Here is a 25,099-nt window from a genome sequence, read left to right as displayed (position 1 = left end):
GGTTACGTCTTTTCGACAAAACCCAGGGTACTAAGATGAATCTACTTATTTGAAGCCAGTTGAACGATTGTCTCAATTGCATTATCCAAACTTAGTAGTTGTGTTTCTCCATTAGCTCGGTTTTTATATTCCACACAGTTTTGTTCCATATTCCGTTCACTTACGATGATACGATGTGGAATACCAATCAAATCGTGATCCGCAAACAATACGCCAGCTCTTTCATTGCGATCGTCAATTAATACATCGACGTCTAACTCTTTTAAACGTTCATATAACGCGTCTGCTTGTTCTTGGACTAACGGGGAGCGATTTCCGTTCAAAGGAATAATGACTACTTGGAAGGGGGCAATATTCTGAGGCCACAGAATGCCTTTTTCATCATGATGTTGTTCGATTGCGGCTGCAACTACACGAGTGATACCTAAACCATAACAGCCCATTAACATAGTTTCTAATTGACCTTGTTCATTAATGACTGCAGCGTTCATGGCTTTGGCATATTTGTCGCCCAGCTGAAAGACATGGCCAACTTCAATGCCACGGCAAGAGCGCAGTACCCCTTTCCCATCTGGACTGGGATCGCCTTCTTTTACATTACGTAAGTCGTAAACATGATATTCATGCACATCTCTATCCCATGCAGCATGTTGGTAATGCTTGTCTGCTTGATTGGCACCACAAATAAATGAATCCATAGCCAGTGCATGGTAATCTACGATAACAGGAATCGGTAAATTTACCGGACCCAGTGAACCAATGGGTGTCTTCAGGTTAGTTAAAATAGATTCCTCATCTATAAATTGCAAGGGAGAATGCACCAAAGGATTTTTTATGGCTTTGACTTCATTGAGTTCGTCATCACCTCTTAAAACTAAAGCAACCATAGGATGATCTTTTCCCTTTACAATCAGGGTCTTAATAGTTTGACTACTCGCTACACCCAGGAAGTTTGACACTTCAGCTATGGTTTTTTGTTTTGGGGTATCGACCAGAATCATTTTTTGAGTGGTAGGATTTGCTTTTTTAGGTTTGAGACTGGTTGCTTGTTCAATATTTGCGGCATAATCTCCGTGATCACTATAGAAAATTAAGTCTTCACCCGAATCAGCTAATACTTGAAATTCATGAGATGCAGAACCACCGATAGCACCTGTATCTGCTTCAACGGCACGATATTTAAGACCCATGCGATCAAAGATACGGCAATAAGCCTGATACATATCTTGATAGGTCATTTGAAGACTTTCTAAATTTAAATGGAACGAATAGGCATCTTTCATAATAAATTCTCGTGCACGCATCACCCCAAAACGTGGTCTGATTTCGTCGCGGAATTTGGTCTGGATCTGATAAAAACTTGCGGGTAATTGCTTATAGGATTGCAATTCATTACGCATAATATCCGTGATTACTTCTTCGTGGGTTGGGCCATAGCAATATTCTCGACCATTAGAGTCTTTCATGGTAAGAAGCTGGCCACCAAAGGTGTCCCAACGTCCTGTTTCTTGCCATAGCTCTGCAGGTTGCACTGCGGGCATGAGTAACTCCATGGAGTTGATGCGGTTCATTTCCTCTCGTACTATTTGTTCTATTTTACGTAATACTTTTAAACCCAAAGGCATCCAGGTATAAAGGCCTGAACCCAGCTTACGAATCATTCCAGTTCTCAGCATTAATTGATGAGAAACAATCTCAGCATCGTTGGGAGTTTCTTTGAGAGTGGCTAAAAACCATTGAGACGCACGCATTTCTGCTCCTGAAAAATAGTATTGTTCTTGAATTCCAATGCATTATACAGAAGGTTTCTGTTCAAAAACAGATGAATTGATGTGAGATAATGGCCCAACGAAGTTGAACCCAGGGTTAAATAAAGAGCTCCCAGGTCCTACTTCGCTGGATTTACTTAGAGGCTATTCCTTAATCTTAGCTTCTTCTAATAATGTATTTAATTTAGTTGCAAAGTGGGCGTAATTTTTTTCACCAAGTTGACTTAGTTCATACTCATAATTTTTATAGTGGACTTTACCTGTTTGAACATTATAAATCGCACCCACTATAGCTATATCATTTTGTTCAATCATGTCGTGCAAAATAGAGCTGCGATCATAAATTTCTTGCATGGTATGGGCTACGTTTAACTCAGTAACATTATCTACAAACGTTTTATTTTTACTGTGACGATTCGTATCAGTTTCGTTTTCAGCCTGGATAGCGGGTTTTATTTTGTTCAGTAATTCAGTGATATGGCCTTTTTCAACCCCATCACAAGCAGATTGAATTGCACCACAACGAGTATGGCCCAGAACGATAATCAGTTTAACACCCACAACATGACAGGCATATTCAATACTGGCCAAAACGTCATTATTGACGACATTGCCAGCAACTCGGACACAAAAAATATCACCGAAGCTCACATCAAAAATGGTTTCTACAGGAACCCGGGAATCAATACAACCAAGAACAATGGCAATGGGATGTTGCCCTTTAGCAGTGAGTTTAATGTCCAAATGGTTTGAACGGTGGATCCGGCTATCATTAAGGAAGCGTTGATTTCCTTCATATAAGATATTTAATACCTGTGCAGGAGATAGGTGCGATTGTACGTCATAGGTGGTTACATTGATAAACTCAATATAATTATGAATCTTATAATGTTCTTTAAAGCCAATAAGATTCAATGAAATTTTCTTATTGGGAGCTTGCTCTTCTTTAAACTCTTTTAAAAGCTCCGTAATTTCCTTATCAATATACTGAGTATAACGCGCATCAATAATTAATTGAGACTCTCTCGGTATGGAATCAAGTTCCGCAACCAAAGCTGCCTTATTAAGGAAAGTCATTTGTTGCGGAAGCATTAAACGATTAATTTCTCCGGTGGGATGAATTTCTTTAAGAATATTAATTCGTGCTTGGCTGTTTGATTTCAATATATAAAATAAACTTACTGCTAATCCGATTAAAATACCCGTCAAAAGGTTAAACACAATGATGCTGATCACGGTAGCGAGAAATGGAATAAATCGATCACTTCCCTGAGCATAAATGGAGCGATAAATTGAAGGCTTATTTAGCTTATACCCGGTGTAAATTAAAATGGCAGCTAAAGAAGATAAGGGAATCTTATTTAGAGTACCAGGGATTAACATCACTGCAAAGAAAATAAAAATACCATGTAAAATAGCTGAAATTTTGCTTTTCGAGCCCGCTTGAATATTAATAGAGGTCCGTACGATTACCGAGGTAACGGGAATTCCACCAATTAAGCCTGCGGTCATGTTTCCAACCCCTTGAGCAACTAATTCTCGGTTTGAAGAGGGATGACGACGTTTTTTATCCAGTTTCTCTCCGGCCTTAAGATTCAATAAGCTTTCAAGAGAAGCAACAATGCCAATAATAAAAGCATAAAGATAGACTTTGGGATTAGTTAAAGCTGCCCAATTGGGGTATTCCAATTTATTAACTAGCTCACCAAAACTTCCTGTATGCGGAATGTTAACTAATTGTGGAGAATTTTGAACCATACTTGAGTTGGTCCATTGAAAAAATTCATTAAGTAGTACTCCCAAAATAACGACGAGTATTGGCGCAGGTATTTCTTTTAGTATTTTATTTTTGGTTAGATCAAAATAAATTAAAGTACTGAGCGAAAGAACTGTAATCAACATCGCCCCTGTATTGATATGTTGATACAACCCAAGAATAGGACTCAACTTGATCTCTTCTGCTGTTTCTAACAAATGCATTTTGAGTTCATTGAAATCTGCAGAAAGAGTAAATGCTAGCGGTAGCTGTTTGATTATTAATAAAATACCAATAGCACATAATAAGCCTTGCACCACATTTGAGGGGACATAGTCTGCAACAAATCCAGCGCGTAAGCTTCCTATAACCACTTGAAGGATACCTGCGAGAAAAAGGGCAATTAAGAATGTATTGAAATCCCCAAGTTGGGTAAGAGCAGCAACTACCACCGCGGCCATACCGGCTGCTGGCCCGCTGACACTAACGTGCGAGCCACTTATACAACCTACGACCACTCCGCCTATAACCCCACTTAAAATTCCTGAGAAAAGAGGTGCGCCTGAAGCTAAGGCAATACCCAGACATAAAGGTATGGCAACTAGAAATACGACTATGGCTGCTACAAAATCAAATTTAAAATAACGCTTTGCATAAATTCGAAATATACGGGAGTCAACCGTTGAATTTGTAAACATGGGGTAAAATCCTCTATTAACGAAATAAAGTAAAAGGGTTACGTAGAATTTTCTGATTTTAGACTAAAGTGCCATCTAATAAAACATCATTGTAACAAAAATGTTATTAAAATGTTACGGTTTTGTTAAGATTTGTGTTTGATACCAGCTTATTGATCTATATTTGAGCATTATGTTTGTTTAATTCGGTTTGGATAAGACCAATAAATAGAAAGTTATAACGGGGGTGTCGCGTGAAACTAGGAAGATGTTTTGCAGGTAATCCTGGGCTCTTCACCCAGGGTCAGTAATTTAGACTTCAACTGGATCGAATTCTTCAGTACCAAAGACTTCGTCGGTATTAATTGTTTGGTTGGTAATTAATTCATTCTCAAGATTTCTAAAATTCCACATGTTTTGATCCATAAGCTGGCTGGGTTTAATACTTTGCAGCGCATGCAGGATATTACTAGGAACTTTGGGATTTTCTTCTGCAAGCTGATTAATTAAATGGGTTACTTTTTTCCGCATTAAATTTTCTTGAGAACCACAAAGTGTACATGGGATAATTGGGTAAGATTGTTCCTGGGCGAAGGTGATGATATCTTTCTCTTGCACATAACATAATGGGCGAATGACGATATGTTTTTTATTATCGCTAAGCAATTTAGGAGGCATTGAGCGGATATCCCCATTATAGAATATGGACATTATTAACGTACGAACTAAATCATCACGATGGTGACCAAGGGCAATTTTATTGAAGCCATGTTCCTCGGCATAACGATAGATAATCCCACGACGTAATCGTGAACATAAGGAACAATAGGTTTTACCTTCAGGAATTTTTTCTTTTACGATACTGTAAGTATCTCGAGTTAGGATTTCATACGGAATGGAACGATCAGCAAGCCATTGTCGCACGGCAGTATCATTCCAACCTGGTTGGGCCTGATCCAGAGTAAAAGAGAAAAGTTCAAATTTATTACCAGAACGCCGGCGTAATTGATCTAAAATCGTTAAGAGCGTAAAAGAATCTTTGCCACCAGATAAACAGACCATGACGCGATCACCACGCTGGATCATATTAAAATCTGCAATTGCTTTACCTGTATAATGGAGTAATTTTTTTTCAACTTGAGAGGGATTGGACATTATTAAAAACCTGAATTAAAGTGTTATTTAGTGATTTTGGTCTTGCTTACAGTAGAAATTGATCCATTAATACGAGTTGTTTCTAACCATGAATTTATCAACTCAAGATCATTTACATTCAATGTTCCGGCAAGATATTTTAGAGTTAAAACAGCATTAATTAAACTGTATTGATCATTAGCAAGCTGGTTCTGCGCTTCAAAGAGGCGCTGTTGGGCATTTACCACATCTACCATGGTGCGAGTACCTACTTCAAATTGTGCCTCTGTACTTTCCAATGAATTTTGTTGGGAAATAACAGTTTGCCTGTCCGCTTTTACTTTGCTAATTCCATCAGTAATGGTATTAAAGGCAATCCGGCTGTTTACCACCACATCTCGATAAGTTTGTTCGACTCGTTCACTGGTGGCTCGAAAATTATGTTTTGCTTGCCGTGTTTGCGAGAGTACAAGTCCTCCTTGGAATGCAGGAAAGTTTAATGCCAAACCCACGCTGGATTGCTTTTGATTTGCGGGTAAAAACGGGCTGGAAGTGTTTACTTCATTGTTTGTTTCTGTGGAGTTGCCTTGGATCGCCACGGTAGGCCAGTTTCCTGCAGAGAGTGCCTTCATATTTTGACGGGCTACTTCAAGATTGCATTTAGCAGACAGTAATTTATAGTTTTGCCTAAGCCCTGTATCTATCCATTCATCTACATCGTTGGGTTCTGGCTTAATAAGAGGAATTTTTCCATCGCGTAGAGGCGCTATGAGTTCGTAAACATGATTGGTTAATTTCCTCAAATTTTCGTTTTGATTGATTTGATTGTTACGGGAAGCAATCACTGTAGCAATTGACTGATCATAAGCCGCCTTTGCTTCATATACAGAGGTAATTGGATCAAGTCCTACTTCAAAACGTTGTTTGGCTTGTTCATATTGGCGCATGTTTGCACGCTTTTTTGCCTCGGCAAAATTTAAGGTATCTTGGGCAAACAGTATATCAAAATAGGCTTTTGCTGTTCTAAGAATCAAATCCTGAGCTGCATCGTTAAAAGTGGCCTGTGCTGCTTTAACAGAGGCTCTTGCTTGTTTTACTTTTGCCCAAGCTTGGTAATTGAAAATAGCCTGAGATGCGGAAAATTGCCAGGTTCTAGATTTGTAATAGTCGTCTTGGACAGTAAAGAAGCCATCATTAACATGAAGGAAATTTCGCGATGTTCGTGCTGTAAGACCGGCCTGGGGAAGCAATGCCGCCCATGCTTGAGGCACAGCTTCCCTATTAGCCATGTAGGTTTCATAGGCATTTTTAAATATAGGATCATTTTCAAGAGCTTGATGATAGATATCCATTAAGTCCGTTGAAGCAAATGTTGGCGACAACAGACCAAAAGCCATAAGATAGCAAATCAACAATTTTTTCATTTAAACCAAATCCTAAAATACAAATTGTTTATGCATAGATTTATCGATCAACAAAGGAATGTTTGTTTCAAAAATCAGTGTTTCATGCCAATGTTCACTATGATCCAATTCGTACAATCGGCCTTGCATTGCAGGAGATGTTCCTTCAATAACAAATAATTTTCCGCCCGGAAGTATCTGTAATTTTTGAGTCTCATTTATTTGTTCTTTGGCTCCCGTGAACACAACCACATCATAAGGAGCATTTTCTAACCACCCTTGGCTGGCATCACCCGTAATTAATTCGACATTATTACAGTGGTGTTTTTTTAATACACGTGCTGCATGGCTCGTGAAATCGGCAAAATAATCTACGCTAATTACCTTTTTGCATAGCTTACTGAGTAAAGCAGTAAAAAATCCACTGCCGGTTCCTACCTCCAAAACTGTTTCATGGCCTTGCAAATCCAGGGCTTGGAGGATTTTTCCTTCTTCCAAAGGCGTAAGCATGCATTGATTATGATTCAGAGGTATTTGCATATCTGAATAAGCAAAATCGATAAATTGCTCGGGAACGAATTCGTGTCTGAGTACTATATCATATAGATTAAGTATGAATTCGTTTAAAACATCGCCAGTTCGAAGTTGTTGTTTGACCATGTTAATGCGTGCGCTTTGATAACTCATTTGTTCTACCGGGTTGATTGTTTTAGGTTAAGATTGACTATCATTTGCCAAGATTGCTCTTTCGCGATTTATTCGCGGTGATCTATTTTTAGTGATTTTAGAATTCCGCAAAATATGCTGTGAAACGAGATGGCAGCAGTGAATTGTCAATACACGTTCAAAACTGTTACACATCTTAGCAAAAAAATAGCGCATGCGCTAAGAAATAATGTCTGAATCCCAAATTTCGTGGTGACTCTGTTTAAAGTTTGTTATGATCTGCAATTTTTAATGGTTTTCTTAACCGATTTATATTTACCGATACATCAGTCACGAGATGAATGACTGGAGAAAAAAACAATCTAACGTAGGGGAGAATGCAGTGCTTGAGCAATTTACTGATTATTTGCAAACTGAAATAGCGACACTTAAGAGCGAAGGCTTATATAAAGGGGAGCGTGTTATTTCCAGCCAGCAACAAGCTGCTGTCACCGTAAATCATAAAGAAGTAATCAATCTTTGCGCTAATAATTATTTAGGTTTAGCCAATGATCATCAACTTATTGCTGAAGGACAAAAAGCACTGGCTCAGTATGGGTATGGTATGGCTTCTGTGCGTTTTATTTGTGGCACCCAAACTCCTCACAAACAGCTCGAACAGAAAATTAGTCAATTTTTAAGCAAGGAAGATACCATATTATATTCTTCATGTTTTGATGCGAATACTGGGCTTTTTGAAACCTTATTAGGTGAAGAAGATGCGATTATTAGTGATGCTTTAAACCACGCCAGTATTATTGATGGGGTCCGTTTGTGTAAAGCTGCGCGGTATCGATATGCAAATAACGACATGAAGGCATTAGAGGAACAATTAATTGCTGCTCAAGGTGCGCGATTTCGTTTGATTGCTACCGACGGGGTTTTCTCTATGGATGGAATTTTAGCAAATCTTCCAGCCATTTGTGAATTAGCTGACAAGTATAATGCCATGGTTATGGTTGATGACTCACATGCAGTAGGCTTTATGGGTGAAACAGGTCGAGGAACTCCAGAGCATTTTGGCGTGAGTGATCGTATTGATATTATAACGGGTACTTTGGGTAAAGCCTTAGGCGGTGCTTCTGGCGGCTATACTTCAGCAAACAAGACGATAGTTGAGTGGTTGCGCCAACGTTCTAGACCTTACTTATTCTCAAATACTTTGGCTCCTGTTATTGCGCATACCTCTTGTGTCGTTTTAGATAATTTAATGGCCAATAATCACTGGGCTGAGAAATTAAAACAAAACAGCCGTTATTTTCGTGAAGGAATGACCCAATTAGGATTTAAGTTAATCCCGGGAGAGCATCCAATTATCCCCGTTATGTTAGGTGACGCAAGCTTGGCAGGACGCATGGCAAATCGTCTGTTGGATTTAGGTATCTATGTGGTGGGTTTTTCTTATCCTGTAGTACCTAAAGGGTTGGCTCGAATTCGTACTCAAATGTCTGCAGCACATGAGTTGCATCATTTGGATAAGGCAATCGAAGCTTTTGAAACCGTAGGTAAGGAATTTTCTGTTATTTAGTAAAGTGCTCTTCTCAAACTTAAAGAAGAGCTTTTGTTGAGGTACTTTTATGAAATCATTAGTCAAGGCGAAAAAGGAACCTGGAATTTGGATGGAAGATGTTGCTATGCCTGAATACGGCGTCAACGATGTATTAATAAAGATTAAAAAAACTGCGATTTGTGGTACTGATATCCATATTTATTCCTGGGATGAATGGGCGCAAGCGACCATCCCCGTACCGATGACTGTAGGCCATGAGTTTGCTGGTGAAATTGTTGCAGTAGGGCAGGAAGTACAAGGACTTCATGTTGGACAACGAGTTTCTGGAGAAGGTCATATAACCTGTGGTTTTTGCCGAAATTGTCGTGCAGGTAAACGTCATCTGTGCCGTAACACTTTAGGTGTAGGTGTCAATCGGCCTGGATGTTTTGCGGAATATCTCTCTATCCCGGCCACTAATGTGATTGTTCTTCCAGATAATATTACCGACGAACAGGCTTCGATTCTTGATCCTTTTGGTAATGCAACTCACTGTGCTTTGGCTTTCGATGTAGTTGGAGAAGATGTATTGATTACCGGTGCTGGACCCATTGGAGTTATGGCTGCAGCTATAGTAAGACATATAGGGGCTCGCCATGTAGTTATTACGGATGTGAATGATTACCGTTTGGATTTAGCCCGCAAAATGGGTGTAACTCGTGCAGTAAATGTTAAATATGAAAAACTGTCAGATGTCACTGCAGAGCTGGGAATGCTAGAGGGTTTTGATGTAGGCTTGGAAATGTCAGGTAATCCCATGGCGCTTAATGATATGATGAAAGCGATGAACCATGGTGGGCATGTCGCCATGTTAGGTATTCCTCCCCAAGAAACAGCTATTGATTGGAATCAAGTTATTTTTAAAGGATTAGTAATTAAGGGTATTTACGGACGTGAAATGTTTGAAACTTGGTATAAAATGATTGCTATGTTACAAAGTGGATTGGATATTTCACCTGTTATAACGCATCGTTACCCAGTGAATGATTTTCAACATGCATTTCAAATTATGGCATCAGGCCAATCTGGCAAAGTAATTCTTGATTGGTAGAAGACGATGAATTTTTTAATTGCCTCCCCCAGGCTATAAAGACAGTTTAAAGAAGACGGAGTAGTTATGTCACAATATATTTTTACCATGAATCGTGTCAGTAAAATTGTTGAAAACCAAAGATTTATTTTAAAAGATATTTCCTTGAGTTTTTTCCCTGGCGCTAAAATCGGCGTTTTAGGATTGAATGGTTCGGGTAAATCAACTTTATTACGCATTATGGCGGGGGTTGATACTCAATTCGAGGGCGAGGCAAGACCTCAACCAGGAATTAAAATCGGTTATCTTGAACAAGAACCTAAATTGGATCCGGATAAAACGGTACGGGAAGTTGTGGAAGAGGGCGTGAAGGAAATGAAAGAAAAACTCGCACGCTTTGACGCAATTAGTATGCGTTTTGCAGAACCAATGAGCGATGATGAAATGAATACGCTGCTTGCTGAACAAGGTGAATTGCAAAACGATATTGAAGCCGGTGGCGGTTGGGATTTGGATAGAAAATTAGATGTTGCAGCTGATGCACTTCGATTACCCGATTGGAATGCAGTGGTCGGTAAATTATCCGGAGGTGAGCGTCGCCGAGTCGCATTATGCCGCTTGCTGCTTTCTAACCCCGATATGTTGTTGCTTGACGAACCAACCAACCATTTAGATGCAGAATCTGTAGCCTGGTTAGAACATTTCCTGGAAAGTTTTCCGGGTACTGTTGTTGCGATTACGCACGATCGTTATTTCTTGGATAATGCTGCAGAGTGGATATTAGAACTCGATCGTGGTGAGGGGATACCCTATAAAGGCAATTACTCTGCTTGGCTTGAGCAAAAAGAAGCTCGCCTAGAGATGGAACAAAAGCAAGAAGATGCCCATATGCGTGCAATGAAAGCAGAATTAGAGTGGGTACGCACCTCACCTAAAGGACGTCATGCTAAAAATAAGGCTCGTCTTGCCCGATTTGAAGAAATGAATTCGAAGGAATTCCAAAAACGCAATGAGACAAACGAAATATACATTCCGCCAGGGGAGCGCTTGGGTGACCTCGTTCTTGAAGGTGAAAAAATCAGCAAATCATTTGGCGACCGAATCCTAATCGACAATTTGGATTTTAAACTTCCTAAAGGGGGTATTTTAGGGATTATTGGTCCTAACGGAGCGGGTAAGTCTACATTTTTGAAAATGATTACAGGTCAAGAAGAGCCAGATAGCGGAACTATTCGTATCGGAGAAACCGTACAATTGGCCTATGTAGATCAATTACGTGATGAATTAGATCCCAATAAAACAGTGTGGCAAGAGATTTCTGATGGTCATGACATAATGCAAGTAGGTAGTTTTCAAATGCCTTCCCGTGCGTATGTAGGTCGTTTTAACTTTAAAGGCACCGATCAACAAAAGAAAATGGCCCAACTTTCTGGGGGAGAGCGCAACCGTGTTCATTTAGCAAAACTATTAAAAAGTGGTGGGAATGTATTACTACTTGACGAACCGAGTAACGATTTGGACGTGGAAACGTTACGTGCGTTGGAAGGGGCTATTCTCAACTTTCCTGGTTGCGTCATCGTGATTTCGCATGATCGATGGTTCTTAGATAGAATTTGTACCCATTTGATGGCATTTGAAGGGGACTCACAAATTACCTTTATTGAAGGCAACTATAGTGATTATGAAGCAGATAGAAGACGTAGGTTGGGTGATGCAGCAGATAGGCCATCACGCATTAAATACAGAAAATTAGAATCGTAAGTTTTAATTAAATGTATAAAGCTATCAGATGGAAATAAGAGTTAAATATCACTACTTATTTCTAACTGCAGGTCTAGAATGGATTGATTAATTTCTAGATTCTGCAGTATTTTTTTGTAACTATTCGAAGGGAACAAGGTGTAGGGAAATGAGAATTTCAAGAAAAGTTTTAATTAAGTGGAGATAAAATTTAAATGAATAAGTTGTTTTGGGCAGGTTTGTTACTATGTATCGGGGGGTTAACATCCTGTGTTGAGAATGATCCATCTACTTTAATTACTGATGATGCAGGTTATGTGCATCGAACAGTTCATTATACAAAAGATAAACGAGGTCGTGATTATTATCCGCAGAAGATTCAAGCAACGGGTGAGAGACGCTTTATTTTTGATCCAAAAGTTTCCGCATGGGCTGCTTATGATGAAGATGGGAATCGATTATTGACTGGGGGTGGATCCGCAGGTATTGATGTATGCGAAGAAAATCCAAATCAATCATGCAGAACTGTTACCGGAACATTTAAAGTTTATAACCGTCGCGGAGTCGATTGTAAGTCTGGGGAATATCCTGTTGATAAAAATGGCGGCGCTAAAATGCCTTATTGTACCTACTTTTATCAAGGATATACCGTTCACGCAGCCTACGATGTTCCAGAACATCCATCTAGCCATGGCTGTGTACGTATCTTCCCAAGTGCTGCAAAATGGTTAAGTGAAAACTTTTTCAAAATAGGCACAAAAGTTATTGTACTGGAATATCCTAATGAAGTGGGTGCCAATAAACCTGCTGTATCCGCATAAGGGAGAGATGAATTTATTCATCTCCCTAAAAACCAACTATAGCTTTGGTGATAAGTACGTATGTTCGTTAGAATAAAAGTCACCTCTAACGTAGTAAGGGGCGAGCTCCTCAGTAAATTCTTCCCGGGTTCCGCGTACGCTTCACCCAGGCTGCCATTCTAACGCTGGAAAGACAATAGTCCAAATTAAGGAGTATTAGGTGGTAGTGATGGTTGTGTGGAGCGATTTTCAGGCAAAGTAGGCTGTCCAGGGGTAGCTGGGGTCTGAGTCGCCGCCGGATTTGCAGTAGTGGGTTGGGTTGTTGTCGTTGGAGTTGACGGTGTAGCTTGATTTGGTGCAGTTGTGGGGGCCGGTGAGGTCGTTGGCGTTGAAGTATTTTCCGTATTTGGATTCATTACTGTAGCAGGGTTAGGATTAAAATCAGGCGGTAGTTTTTGAGTCACTGTTCCTCTTGGAGCAGCAATCATCTGGGTAATTCCCAAGTCTCCAGTCATTTTACGACCAATAGTCACGTCAACACTGAGTAATTGGGTTACTTTTTCTTTCTCATTCTGATAAACAACTTGTATCGGTAAATTAATTTTCCATTGATTGTCTTTTGCTTCTGTTAAAATAACTGGCCCATCTACTTGACTGCTTACAGTCAGCTTTTGAGATTTAATGGCTTCTAAATTCCCTGATTTTTGCAAAGCAGTGTTAAATCCAGTCCAGCCTTGCTCGGTAAAGCAAGGTTGCAATTTTTGCAGTTGAGCCTCCAAATTATTTGGATCAAAATCAAACGCTTGGGTAACTGCCTTCCCTGCCCATTTTAAAACCAAGGATTGATCGATAGTTTTAGTTTCTGCAGGAATTTTATACTCACAATTAATCGGTGCTGTGGGGGCTTGTGCTGGATTTATTGAAGGTATATTTTGACCCGGAGGTGTTGGTGTAGGAGGGGTCTGTTGTACTGCGCCTGGACTTTGAGGCGTTGGTGTCACTGGCTGAGTAACATCTGCATGTACTTGAGTACCCAGCAGAGCAAATAGAGTACTCCAGAGTAATGTGTTCTTCATGAAATTGACTCCTTAAATAGTATGTAGCAATTCTGCGATAATAAGAGCCGCCAGTCTAGCAGTTTTTTGATCTTGATCCAAAGGCGGTGATAGTTCAGCAACATCAAAACTAACTACTTTGCCACTTTGAATAATGTATTTCAAGAGTGGTAAAATTTGCCAGGGGGTAAGGCCCAAGGGTTGAGGCGCACTGACGCCGGGTGCAAAGGACTCTGCTAAAACATCCAAACAAATTGTCAGATAAATATGATCTAAATTGAGCATAAAATCATCAAGAAAAGCCAAGTGCCAAGCTAAGCTGTTCCCATATAACTCTTCTGCTGTTAAATAATTAACATTAAGTTCATCTGCTTGTTCGAAAAGGGAGGGCGTATTTCCCATTTTTTGAATACCCATACAGCAATAATTAAAAGCTTGATTATTTTCTTTACAGTAGGCTGCAATTTGTGAAAAAGGGGTCCCCGATGTACCAGGCTGATTTTTTTGATGGGGTCTTAAATCAAAATGCGCGTCAAAATTGATAATACCTAACTTAGAATAATGGGGCGCTAAACCCTGATAATGTGCCCAGGCAATTTCGTGTCCTCCTCCAAAGGCAATTGTTTGATGCCCTTGTTGATGGCAAAAACTGATTAAATTAGCAAATTGAGTTTGTGCTATTTCCAGTTCATCTTGTTCACAAAAAATAGTTCCTAAATCGAAAAGTGGTTTATCAATAGAGCAAGGGAGTTTTGCTAATTGAGTTTTAATTTGATCCGGGCCTAATTTTGCTCCTGGTCTGCCCATATTTCGAAGGACACCTGCATCACTGGCGAAACCAAGAAAAACCGTTTTTTTCTCTTTAGTGATTAAATCAGTTTGTTTAACAGGAAAAATAATTTTTTGAAAGAACCGCTCCGCATTAATTGTATCTTTTCTACCTTGCCAGAGTGCAGGATTGGCACGTTGGTAATTGGAAAGATGTTCAAACATTAAATTCTCCCTATAATCATTATGATATTACAATTTATCTTTGTTTATAAAAATCGGCATTTATCCTTATCCTTTAGATCCTACTTATTAAATTCATTTTAGTTTTCATAACTCTGAGCTTAAATACAGTGGATGGCAACTACTTTCGAAAAATTTGCATTATAAGTTACAGTACACGATTTTGTTCCTACAGGTAGTTTTTGTATCAACTGAATTTGAGTCTGGGTGTACTCACAAGCAATCCAAATTTCTTGCTCACCAAATGTCCAGGTTAGTTTTTTAATTTTAGAAGATTCAGTATCCGGTGCAAGGCTTGCATGGTCTTTAGGATGTCCAGAATAAAAGGTGATCCGTTCAAAATGATTAGTGTTATTCAAATTATCCATAAATCCATTCCACGGGGTTATTTCCTGCTGTAAAGATTGATTTGTTTGAATGACCGCAGGACAGTGGATTGTTGCTGCAGACGCAATGGGGCATAACCCGATAAATCCCAGAAAGAAGCTGTAGCCCACAGTAGTTTTCATTTAACTTGCCTCTCGTGTTTTTTACTTATTGAATTCATTATAACATGTCAAAAAGATTTGACTTCGGCACTAGTTCATTTGATTTTTTGCCAGGACTCTCAATCTATTGCGATCGATTTTCCCAGTAAAACCATAAGGAAGTTGGTTCAAAATGATCACTTGATAGGGACGTTTGTTTATTGGGAGTGACGCATGAGCAAAATTCATTAAGGTTTGTGGCGTGAGTTGCGACGCTTTGGTTTTAAATGTGACATACACAACAATATGATCCTTATTTTGCTTATTAGTATTGGGTAAAGCAATGGCCGCAGCTTCTTTAACCCCATCAAGTTGATAAAAGATATTTTCAATTTCTATAGGAGAGATAAGTTCCTCATTATAGCGAATAATATCTACTTTACGACTGACGAACCAATAGTATCCCTCTTTGTCTTGATAAGCTAAATCACCGGTATGAAACCAGCCATCTTTTATAGTTTTTGCTGTCAGAGTCGTATCTTGCCAATATCCCGAGCACATACTTTTGCCACGAACAATTAGCTCGCCAATTTTGTGGGGCGTCACAATGGTTTTATTTTTATCATCTATTAAGCATATTTCCATATTGGTTATCGGGAAGCCTATGGATCCGGTTTTCTTTGCTCCATAGGGTGGATTCATGGCGTAGATCTGTAATTCAGACATACCACAACCTTCGGTAATTTCGATATTAAATAGTTCTTTAAATCGCTCCTGAAGTGAAACCGGTGTTGCATCGCCTCCTGAAAAACAAAAATTAAGTGTGTTAATTTTAAAATCTGAAGACTCTACGTGGTTAATGAGCTCCAAATATAGCTTAGGAAAGCCGTAGATTTTTGTAATCTGATGAGCCTGGAGCTTTGCTAATGCATTCTCTGGATGAAATTCAGGTAATAGCACTACTGTCGCACCTACAGCGTGAAAAGGAAGAATTTGTGAACCAAGTCCAATTAAATAACACACTGGAAACATTACTAAGGTTTTATCCTCATGATTAATCTTAATTTGGGTGATTTGATTGCGCGTCCCTTGATATAAGCTTTGATGGCTGTGTACAACTGCTTTAGGTAGTCCCGTAGTCCCAGACGTAAAGAACAGCAAAGCGTTTTTTTTTAATCCAATTTCCATATTTACTGGAGAAGCTGTCGCAGATGAGAGTAATTGTTGAAAGTCTTGCACTCCAGGATAATTGTCTGATTTGAATGTTAGATAGCATTCTTTTATTACTTTTAATATTTTTTCATCTAACTGATTATAATATTCTGGTGACGTTATAAAAATACGCGCATTACTGTGTTCTAGCACATAATGAATCAATTCATTATTAAATCGAATGTTAACCGGGACAGCAATAGCTCCTATTGAAAAACAGGCGTAGTAGCATAGGATAATCTCGATGCAGTTTGGTAATAGAAAAGCGACACGCTCTCCTTGTGAAATACCTCTCTTCAATAATGAAGCAGCCAGAGGTATGGTTAATTCGTTGAGTTGTTGGTAACTGTAGCACCGTTGATCAACAATCAAGGCAATATTTTCAGGGAATTGTTCCGCTGATTTACCAAGTAATGTGCTTAATTGAGACATAAGACCTCCGGGGTTATTTTACAGAGTAAACTACTTACGTCAGCAGTAATTATTGCATATGGATTTTTAAATTGCTCCAGAGGTGAGTTATAAAGTTTTTTAGTTTCCTACTACTTTTCGATTATTACTACATCACTGGAAGGCATGCCCGGATCGTCGTCTAGATTAACTTCTTCTATATTTTCGGCTTCGTATAAGATTTGGGTTGTTTTATCCCGCACTAATTTATTTTTAATTCCCGTAAATATCGAAAATAAAGCAAAGCCATGAACTGTTCTAATTCTATCGATTTCATCTTTGAAATCCTTATAGGAAGAAAATGAACCAGTATTAAGCTGCATCATTTTGGCTATCCTCATAGGAACCTTATAAGTTAAATCCCCATATTGGATTTTTGTTCCTCCATCTGCTAATACTTTTTCTTGCCAATATTTTAGATGTTCAGGATTTTGTGCGTCTAACTTTAATTTTTCTTTTAAAATGAAAATATCTTTAAATTCTATTGCTTGGGCTGTTTGTACTTCGGCCTTTATTTTAAAAAGGGAATCATTAAAAGAATGAGATGTATCTGTCCCCGCATAGGCTTTATTATCAGAAAAATATTCTTTCAATTCTTCTTTGAAATCCGCCTCGCAGGTGTCCATGTTTAAATTTAGTACGAATTTTCTAAATTCTTTGCTTTTTAAAGCCTCAGTTTTTAGTATGTTGATACGCTCCTGAAAGAAGCTGTGAATCTCTTCTTTTAATTCAAGGTCTGCTGGGGCATTCACTTCTTGGATCATATCCAACGTTTCTGGTGGATAAACAAGTATTCTTAAGATTTGAAGATATATTTCTTGTTTAAATAGTTCATTTTTTTTAAGCTTCTCCTTTATTTCTTTTTTAAGACCTCCTGCCCATATAACGGGATGGAATACTTTGGGTGACAAAATATCATCCAGATCTTCGAAACTAAAATTGATTTGATTCACATCATTTTCTATGGACATTATTTTTTTAACAAATGGCCACAAAGAAGAGTCATGATCAATTTTAACGCTTCTGGCATTAGAATTTGTACCAATGTTATCTGATTTTAGGTCCGTTTCAGCAAGAACCAAAGCACTAACGAGAATCCGTGCAAAAGTCTTATAGTCTGTAGGCTCTAATCCTTTTTCCATTATAGATTTAAAGGTTGTGAAACCAGGAACGCCTTCGGAGGCTACATAACGGTTCCCTAATTTGTCAGTTACTAATCGAGTTTTAGGTTGTGTGTTTCCAATCCAGAATCGATAAACTTCACCTGAAATTACTTCCAGTTCTAAGGGCTCATCTGGAGAATAGGCTTGTTTAACGAACCAAATTTTTTTATTACGTGCACTAATTTTTTCAGTGTTTTTTGGCTTTTTTTTGTAAACCCCAGCGGTATGTCCACCCGATTTGTCTTGAATGCCTTCTGACTCAAAGTTTTCTAGCGATTTGATTAATTTATCTTTCGAGAACATATCCACCAGCTTTAAAAATGACCTGATTTAAATATAATTATATCAAATAATGGCCAAAATTAGTACAGATGGGTTTGTTTTTGATATATTGGATTAAAAAATAAATGTGACCCGGTCGAAATGGAATAAAATAGATGATTAAGTTAGAATGCTCTGTTTTAGCTGCAATTGGTGTTCAAATATGGAGTTCTTCACGCTTCAACCGTATCAATCTATTCAGGAAATGAAAAACCTGTGGAGAATAGCCATGCACATGGCATACGTGAATACCCATCAGCAAAATCACACCATCTTAGACTGTTCATTATGTGTAGATAATGAAACCAAGGCAGAGATTGTTAAACGTTTGCTATCTACGCTTTCTTATACCAACTCAGCGGATATAACCTCAATAACTTTTTTTTGTTTAGGTGTATTTCATACAGGATTGCAAGCAGATGAGATAACTTTTCAAAACGGACTAGAGTATCTACAACAGGCTCTCACCCACAGAAATAAACAGGCGGTTCATTATTTAGCTAGAATTTATTCTGGGTGTCATCAATATAGAGGAACTTTGTCTCTGAATGATGAGGAACGAGCGATCCATTATTATCTTACTTCCTTTAGATTAGATTCCTATGAAGCCCTAAACGACCTTATGTCGAGTTTGAGATTAGGAGAGGGGGATATTTCTAAAGATAAAGATCGTTGGTATCAATTCTTTATTCAATTGTTTTTAGAGGCGGCAAAGAATGAGAATTTGGAACTCATACCTCATTTAATTCGCTGTTTAATTCAACAAAATTATGTACTTTCTAAAACGGAGCCATTTTTAGTTATGGCTGCTGAAATTATTCATTCTTGGATGACCACATCTTATTGGAAGCCAAGTTATACAAGGCTGGTTCAAGGTTACCTGGAGCAAGAGCAAAAAAAGGGGAACCAAGGAACGCTTTACTTATTTTATAAGCTCGATTTCTCTAAATCATCAACTGGAACTCATTTTTTTAATTCGAAGAATCCATTGAGTAATGACGACTGGAAGTTTATTCAGTCCATCGAGCAATTGCATAAAGGATTGGATATAGAATTACCAGTGCAAAATAAAATGACTGAAAAATATAAGACCTTTTCTGTACTATAGAAGAGCCACGGTTGTCTCTAATTGTCTCAATGAGTTCATAATACTGGAATGATCGTTGAAAAAGGAATAGGGATTACCTGTGGAAAAAACAGAATGCGAAACTTCATAAATTAAAAAGAGAATAGGGTTGAATTCTCGATTACCCCCCCATCGTTTCCTTAAATCTTGTTTCGCTTGTTGAATCAATTTAAAGCATTGTCGTTGAAAATCAGCTTCTTCATATTTGTTTTGTGCATTAATAAAATGATAAAGCTCTTGTTTTATTGAAGATAAAGAAGTTAATGAATATTCAACATCTTCCTTAAATTGGGGGTCAAGTTTTTTGATTTTTTCTTCAATTGCGTTTACAGCTTCATATATAGTAAAAAATTTTTTTGTTTTGTTTATTAATTGCGGATGGTCATGGTTCCATTTTTGAATTGCAGGATTATTACCAACCATCAGGATGGAGCGTCTTAAAGACCAATTTTTTTCCAATAAATCAATAAGGCGTTGTTCTTCGCCGCAACGTAAACACGAAGTATCTTTGGGTTCAAGCGATTTCCCGATTAATGCGTCAATAAACTCGGCGATATATGAAGTAGGATTAGTTAAAGGAATTATCAAGGAATCAGTCAGATTTCTAATATTCTGTTCTTGTCCGGAACTCAAAGTCCAATGTTGAAATTCTTTTTGATTTAAAAAAGGAGCACAAAAGAAATCCAAATTTGTTTTGATAATATGTAGGGCTTGCTGGGTATCTTTATGCATGGCCTTGAAATAGGGAAATTGATATATTGTAGTCATTATAATGTTCTAGTGGATACGGAGCTAGGGCTTAAAGGTCTAGAATCCAAATTATTTATAAAGATAAATGAACATCTTGAAATATCGTTAAACGAAGTTCCATTAAATTCCTTCTAAAAATTTAGATTCTTCTTTCATTTTTATTGATAACTCAATCATGCGCATAAAATTATGCCAACTTTATTCAATGTCTGGTATTATTTCTCGCATGTAAAATAAAAAAGTGTAAGAGGATATTGTGATTGTTATTACCGGTGGAGGAAGTGGGATAGGAAGATCATTAGCCTTTTCTTTGGCAAAACGAGAACAATCAATCTTAGTTGTAGGTAGAAGAGAGAAGGCATTGCAAGAAACAGCAGCCTTTTCTCAAAACATCCAATATATATGCGCTGATGTATCCACACGTGAAGGTCTTGAGTCAATAAAAAAACGTTTACAGGATATTGAGCAAATTAATGCGCTTGTTAACAATGCAGGAACCTTAAATCCCTTGGTACCTATCAAGGAAATTCATTCTGAAGACTGGAATCAAGCTTTAAATACCAACTTGAATGCCGCTCTTTTTCTTCCACAAATGATTTACGATAAATTGACTCATGGCCGAGTTTTGAATATTGGTTCCGGAGCTGCTTATTTCGCGATAAGAGGCTGGGCTGCATATTGCGTGTCTAAAGCCGCTTTATCGATGCTAACAAAGTGTTGGCAACTGGAATGTGATTCAATCGCATTCGCCAGTGTGATGCCAGGAATAATTGATACAAAAATGCAAGTTATTGCGCGAAGCGAAGAAAATCCTGATTATGAGCGAATTAATTTTTATCAACGCTTAAAAGATGAAAATCGACTGATTTCCCCAGATACCGTTGCCGAATTTTTGACTTGGCTTTTGTTGGATGTAGACAAAAAAACTTATGTCTCTAAAGAATGGGATATTTATGATACTAAGCATCATAAAGCATGGCTTAAACCTCCTCATCAAGTTCAACATTGGGATCATTAATGGCTGCCTGCGACAAATTATTATTAAATGCAACGACCATTGATGCTCAGGGAAATCAATTAACCCAGCAAGCTATTGCGATTAAAGACGGTCTTATTGTCTGGTGTGGGTTGCAAGCCCAATTGCCAAAACAATTTTACGAAGCGCAACACAAAGAAGAATGTCAGGGGAAATTGCTTACCCCAGGGCTTATTGATTGTCATACTCATTTGGTTTATGCAGGAAATAGGTATGCTGAGTTTCAAATGAAACTGGCAGGAGTGAGTTATGCTGAAATTGCTAAGGCGGGAGGAGGGATTTTATCTACAGTACGCCACACTCGAGAAGCCTCTGAAGAGGAATTGCTCCAACAATCTCTGCCCAGAATTCTTGCTTTACGCGCTGATGGAGTGACTACAGTTGAGATAAAGTCAGGTTATGGCCTTGATCTGGCAAATGAGTTGAAAATGCTGCGAGTAGCTAAACGTTTAGGAGATCTAACGGGCTTAAGAGTTAGAAAAACCTTTCTTGGAGCGCATGCAATAGGTCCTGAGTTTCAAGGAAACAGCCAAGCGTATATTGATGTTCTTTGCCATGAAATGCTGCCTGCATTGTGTGAAGAGAATTTGGTAGATGCAGTGGATGTATTTTGTGAGTCCATTGCATTTTCTCTGAAGCAAACAGAACAAGTTTTTACAGCTGCACGTGATTTAAATCTCCCTTTAAAATGTCATGCTGAGCAATTATCCAACCTCGGGGCAAGCGAGCTTGCAGCAGAATTTGGTGCTTTGTCTTGTGATCATTTGGAATTTCTCAATGAGCAAGGGGCATCTGCTATGGCAGAAGCCAACACGGTTGCTGTTTTACTTCCTGGCGCTTATTACTTTTTGCGCGAAAAACAAAAACCTCCAGTAGAACTTCTGAGACGAGCAGGGGTTGGTATGGCTGTTGCCACCGATTGTAATCCAGGCTCTTCACCAACTACTTCATTACGTTTAATGATGAGTATGGCCTGTCAATTCTTTTCATTAACGGTTCCTGAGGCTTTAGCAGCGGTTACCAGTCAAGCGGCAAGAGCATTAGGATTGCAAAAGGAACTTGGAACAATTGCTGCGGGCATGAAAGCTGACTTGTTATTGTGGTCTGTTAATGACAGTGCGGCTTTATGTTATTACTTTGCCTATCCTTTATCCCATCATATGATGATTGCAGGGGAATGGGTTTCTACACCAGATAATTACTAGGAATACTTTATGTTAAAACCACTAAAAACCATTATTTCTTTAGGTATTATTGTAAGCTCGTTTACTGTTTGGGCAGTAAATCCGATATCAATTAAAAAAGAAACTCCCGCATATATTATTGATGTTAAATATCCTCAGGGATTTACCGATCCACGGATTAATGCAGTGGTACAAGACTTCATCGATAAAACCAAAACGAGTTTTTTTAAAGAACTTTCAGCTGATGCCGATGTGCCTTTAGACGCACCCGGAAAATCCGGTTTAAATGTCACCTACTCTTTGCCTTACAAAACAAAGGAAGCCTTGAGCGTTGCTTTTAATATTTCAATTAATCATCGAGGAGCTGCACATCCTTCAAACACTGTAGCAGTGTTGAATTTTATCCATGGTAGCCAAGTTCAGTTAGCGGACTTATTTCGACCTGAGACAGATTATTTAAAACCTATAGCAAGTTTCTGCAGTAAAAAAATTGCTGAGAAAAATATTTCAGACAAAAAATGGCTCGAAGAAGGCACTAAGCCTATAGACAAAAATTATAAGATTTGGTCTTTTTCAAAAAATGGCATAGATATTATCTTTGATACATATCAGGTAGCAGCCTATGTTTATGGTCCGCAAACAGTAAACATACCTTTATCCCAGATTTCTTCTTTGCTAATGCCTGAAGTAAAGCATAGTGTTTGGGGTCATTAATGGCTGATACTCCTTTTATAGCTGCCGATAAAAAGGTTGCTGAACTTACTATCCGAGTGGTGTTTCTCGCGATCATACTCACTGTATTGTTGGCGATGTCCAATGCGTATCTTGCCTTAAAACTTGGAATTTTAACTTCAGCATCAATACCCGCTGCAATTATTTCTATGGGGGTCTTACGTTTTTTTAAAAACTCTACCATTCTAGAAAATAACGCAGTGCAAACTGCGGCTTCGGCAGGTGAGGCTGTTGCAGGTGGGATTGTTTACACCATTCCCGCGTTAATAATTATTGGTTTTTGGAATCATTTTGATTACATGACCAATTTTTTCATTGCAGTATGCGGTGGAATTCTAGGTGTATTATTCTCTATTCCCTTACGACGTATTTTAGTCCATGATCCTTCATTGAAATTTCCGGAAGGCCGGGCAATTGCCGAAGTTTTAAAATCATCCGCAGAAAAAACTGGCCTAATAGATATATTAATCGGTGGGGGGATAGGCGCGATTATTGAGTTACTCCAAACTGGATTTAAAGTCATTGCTAACAGTTGGAATTATTGGTTTGTAGTAAAACGTTCACTATTTGGTTTAGGCGCAGGTTTTTCTGCAACAATGATAGGTGCTGGTTATCTGGTTGGTCATGATATGGCAATCAGTATCTTTTTAGGCGCAGTGATTTCCTGGCTCATTGCATTACCTATTGTCAGTCAATTTTATCCAGAATTTCTAAATCAGCATCCTGCGGAACAAGCCGCATCCCTGTTATGGAATAGCGAAATGCGTTATCTGGGAATAGGTGCAATGTTGTTTGCTGGGATGTGGACTTTTTTAAAATTAGTTAAACCCCTTTCTAGAAGTATTCAGACTTCCCTGAAAACATATACGTATAAAGGTATTGCGGCGCAGGTGCCACGTACGGATAAAGACATTCCATTACATTATATTTTAATAGCTATAGGTGCATTAGCTGCAATTCTTTTTCTCTTTTTCCAGCTGGTTCTCCCTTTACATTCAGTAGGATTGGATAACGAATACTCTCCAACCCTAATTTTCATTGCCGTTCTTTACGTTTTGATTATCGGATTTATTTTTTCAGTTATTACCGCCTATTTTTCTGGTATGGTTGGTGTCACAGCAAGCCCGGGAAGCTCTGTCGTTATTTCGGGAATGCTTTTTGCTGCTTGGTTATTATTGGTCGCGGTGGATCATTTATTACCCTTACCTCTAAAGCCCGAACAAATTAAGGCTGCCGAGGCAATTACAATTATGATAGGCGCAGTAGTAACTGGTATCGCGGCAATTGCCAACGATAATACCCAAGATCTTAAAGTGGGGCAGTTGGTTGGTGCAACTCCATGGAAACAACAATTGATGCTGTTGTTGGGCGTGGTGATTTCTTCTTTGGTTATCCCACCAGTGATGCAATTATTATTTAATGTATATGGGATTGCAGGGGTCATGCCTCACGCAGGGATGGATATTAATCAATCGTTGCCTGCGCCTACGGCGGCTTTGATGGCAGCCATTACAGAAGCTGTTTTCAGAAATTCACTACCATGGACCATGATGTTTATTGGCTCGGCAATTATTTTGATTATTATATTTCTTAATCATTTTTTTCAGTTGCGCCGCTATTTAAATTTATCCATTTTAGGCGTTGCTATAGGGATGTATTTGCCACTTTCTTCATCCTTTCCATTGTTTATTGGGGGAATGATTGCATTGTTTGTTAAAAAGCGTTTACAGCGTTCAATGCCTGTAAAAGAAGAAGCGATGATTCGTAAACAAAAAGGAACGCTCATTGCCTGTGGTTTAGTCGCGGGCTCTGCTATTATGGACGTCCTGCTTGCAATTCCCTTTTCCATTTTTCAAAGCCCTGATGCTTTGCAATTGGTAGGGCCCAGTTGGAACAATATAGGCGTTTATTTGGGAGTTTTATCTACCTTATTTCTTGCTTGGTGGATTAACCATAGAGTGGTTGGAAAAGGAGACAATTCAATTTCCTAATTTTTGGGCGTGGGGGGCAGTGGAACGAAACCTGGGGT

At 38.6% G+C, this 25,099-nt stretch carries 20 protein-coding genes; 9 read left to right on the top strand and 11 right to left on the bottom strand.

Features of this window, described 5'->3' with window-relative positions:
- Positions 1–41: 41 nt before the first annotated feature.
- The 5 genes from ACWTE2_RS27110 to ACWTE2_RS27090 all read right to left on the bottom strand — a co-directional run bounded on the left by ACWTE2_RS27110 (position 42) and on the right by ACWTE2_RS27090 (position 7,426).
- Positions 42–1,751 (bottom strand): proline--tRNA ligase, encoded by a 1,710-nt coding sequence (locus ACWTE2_RS27110; RefSeq protein ID WP_454785206.1) that lies wholly within the window; start codon positions 1,749–1,751, stop codon positions 42–44.
- A gap of 162 nt (positions 1,752–1,913) precedes the next feature.
- The gene (locus ACWTE2_RS27105) at positions 1,914–4,223 is read right to left on the bottom strand and encodes a bifunctional SulP family inorganic anion transporter/carbonic anhydrase (RefSeq protein ID WP_454785205.1); all 2,310 of its coding nucleotides are present in this window, start codon (positions 4,221–4,223) and stop codon (positions 1,914–1,916) included.
- 291 nt (positions 4,224–4,514) lie between these two features.
- Complete coding sequence (gene ttcA, locus ACWTE2_RS27100; RefSeq protein ID WP_454785204.1) at positions 4,515–5,357, bottom strand: tRNA 2-thiocytidine(32) synthetase TtcA; 843 nt, start codon at positions 5,355–5,357, stop codon at positions 4,515–4,517.
- Between the two features lie 23 nt (positions 5,358–5,380).
- Entirely contained in the window at positions 5,381–6,760 is a 1,380-nt protein-coding gene (locus tag ACWTE2_RS27095; RefSeq protein WP_454785203.1) for a TolC family outer membrane protein, read from the bottom strand.
- 12 nt (positions 6,761–6,772) lie between these two features.
- A complete protein-coding gene (locus ACWTE2_RS27090) occupies positions 6,773–7,426 on the bottom strand; it encodes a protein-L-isoaspartate O-methyltransferase family protein (protein WP_182392908.1) in 654 nt (217 codons plus the stop codon).
- A gap of 361 nt (positions 7,427–7,787) precedes the next feature.
- Here ACWTE2_RS27090 and ACWTE2_RS27085 point away from each other — a divergent pair, with 361 nt between their 5' ends.
- The 4 genes from ACWTE2_RS27085 (at position 7,788) to ACWTE2_RS27070 (ending at position 12,584) form a co-directional block, all read left to right on the top strand.
- Positions 7,788–8,972 carry a glycine C-acetyltransferase gene (locus ACWTE2_RS27085; protein ID WP_182392909.1) on the top strand — a complete coding sequence of 395 codons (1,185 nt, stop codon included), beginning with the start codon at positions 7,788–7,790 and terminating at the stop codon, positions 8,970–8,972.
- Between the two features lie 49 nt (positions 8,973–9,021).
- Positions 9,022–10,044 (top strand): L-threonine 3-dehydrogenase, encoded by a 1,023-nt coding sequence (gene tdh / locus ACWTE2_RS27080; RefSeq protein WP_182392910.1) that lies wholly within the window; start codon positions 9,022–9,024, stop codon positions 10,042–10,044.
- Between the two features lie 66 nt (positions 10,045–10,110).
- Positions 10,111–11,784: an energy-dependent translational throttle protein EttA gene (gene ettA / locus ACWTE2_RS27075; protein ID WP_454785202.1), complete on the top strand. Its 1,674-nt coding sequence runs from the start codon at positions 10,111–10,113 to the stop codon at positions 11,782–11,784.
- A gap of 194 nt (positions 11,785–11,978) precedes the next feature.
- Positions 11,979–12,584: a L,D-transpeptidase gene (locus ACWTE2_RS27070; protein WP_182392912.1), complete on the top strand. Its 606-nt coding sequence runs from the start codon at positions 11,979–11,981 to the stop codon at positions 12,582–12,584.
- A 185-nt stretch (positions 12,585–12,769) separates the two neighbouring features.
- Here the strand turns inward: ACWTE2_RS27070 and ACWTE2_RS27065 are convergent, their stop codons facing one another.
- From ACWTE2_RS27065 to ACWTE2_RS27045, 5 genes are all read right to left on the bottom strand, one after another.
- Positions 12,770–13,639: a DotI/IcmL family type IV secretion protein gene (locus tag ACWTE2_RS27065; protein ID WP_454785201.1), complete on the bottom strand. Its 870-nt coding sequence runs from the start codon at positions 13,637–13,639 to the stop codon at positions 12,770–12,772.
- Positions 13,640–13,651: 12 nt separating this feature from the next.
- Positions 13,652–14,611 (bottom strand): formimidoylglutamase, encoded by a 960-nt coding sequence (hutG, locus tag ACWTE2_RS27060; RefSeq protein ID WP_454785200.1) that lies wholly within the window; start codon positions 14,609–14,611, stop codon positions 13,652–13,654.
- Positions 14,612–14,730: 119 nt separating this feature from the next.
- Positions 14,731–15,138, bottom strand: coding sequence for an STY0301 family protein (locus ACWTE2_RS27055; RefSeq protein WP_454785199.1), 408 nt, complete (start codon positions 15,136–15,138; stop codon positions 14,731–14,733).
- Between the two features lie 69 nt (positions 15,139–15,207).
- Positions 15,208–16,740 (bottom strand): class I adenylate-forming enzyme family protein, encoded by a 1,533-nt coding sequence (locus ACWTE2_RS27050; RefSeq protein ID WP_454785198.1) that lies wholly within the window; start codon positions 16,738–16,740, stop codon positions 15,208–15,210.
- A gap of 110 nt (positions 16,741–16,850) precedes the next feature.
- On the bottom strand, positions 16,851–18,224 hold the full coding sequence (locus ACWTE2_RS27045; protein WP_454785197.1) for a hypothetical protein: 1,374 nt from the start codon (positions 18,222–18,224) through the stop codon (positions 16,851–16,853).
- 247 nt (positions 18,225–18,471) lie between these two features.
- Between ACWTE2_RS27045 and ACWTE2_RS27040 the strand changes: the two genes are divergently transcribed.
- Complete coding sequence (locus ACWTE2_RS27040) at positions 18,472–19,350, top strand: hypothetical protein (protein WP_454785196.1); 879 nt, start codon at positions 18,472–18,474, stop codon at positions 19,348–19,350.
- Here the strand turns inward: ACWTE2_RS27040 and ACWTE2_RS27035 are convergent.
- The gene (locus tag ACWTE2_RS27035; RefSeq protein WP_454785195.1) at positions 19,345–20,136 is read right to left on the bottom strand and encodes a hypothetical protein; all 792 of its coding nucleotides are present in this window, start codon (positions 20,134–20,136) and stop codon (positions 19,345–19,347) included. The two genes, ACWTE2_RS27040 and ACWTE2_RS27035, sit on opposite strands and share 6 nt — an antisense overlap.
- A gap of 238 nt (positions 20,137–20,374) precedes the next feature.
- Here ACWTE2_RS27035 and ACWTE2_RS27030 point away from each other — a divergent pair, with 238 nt between their 5' ends.
- The 4 genes from ACWTE2_RS27030 to ACWTE2_RS27015 are packed head-to-tail and all read left to right on the top strand — an operon-like array spanning position 20,375 to position 25,061.
- Positions 20,375–21,136, top strand: coding sequence for an SDR family NAD(P)-dependent oxidoreductase (locus ACWTE2_RS27030; RefSeq protein ID WP_454785194.1), 762 nt, complete (start codon positions 20,375–20,377; stop codon positions 21,134–21,136).
- Positions 21,136–22,359 carry an imidazolonepropionase gene (hutI, locus tag ACWTE2_RS27025; RefSeq protein WP_454785193.1) on the top strand — a complete coding sequence of 408 codons (1,224 nt, stop codon included), beginning with the start codon at positions 21,136–21,138 and terminating at the stop codon, positions 22,357–22,359. Before ACWTE2_RS27030 ends, hutI begins: the two co-directional genes overlap by 1 nt.
- Before the next feature lie 9 nt (positions 22,360–22,368).
- Positions 22,369–23,052: a DUF3298 and DUF4163 domain-containing protein gene (locus ACWTE2_RS27020; RefSeq protein ID WP_454785192.1), complete on the top strand. Its 684-nt coding sequence runs from the start codon at positions 22,369–22,371 to the stop codon at positions 23,050–23,052.
- Entirely contained in the window at positions 23,052–25,061 is a 2,010-nt protein-coding gene (locus tag ACWTE2_RS27015) for an OPT family oligopeptide transporter (protein ID WP_454785191.1), read from the top strand. Before ACWTE2_RS27020 ends, ACWTE2_RS27015 begins: the two co-directional genes overlap by 1 nt.
- Positions 25,062–25,099: the final 38 nt, after the last annotated feature.

Source organism: Legionella nigrisilvae (assembly GCF_977063395.2).
This window is presented reverse-complemented; position numbering and strand designations above follow the sequence as displayed.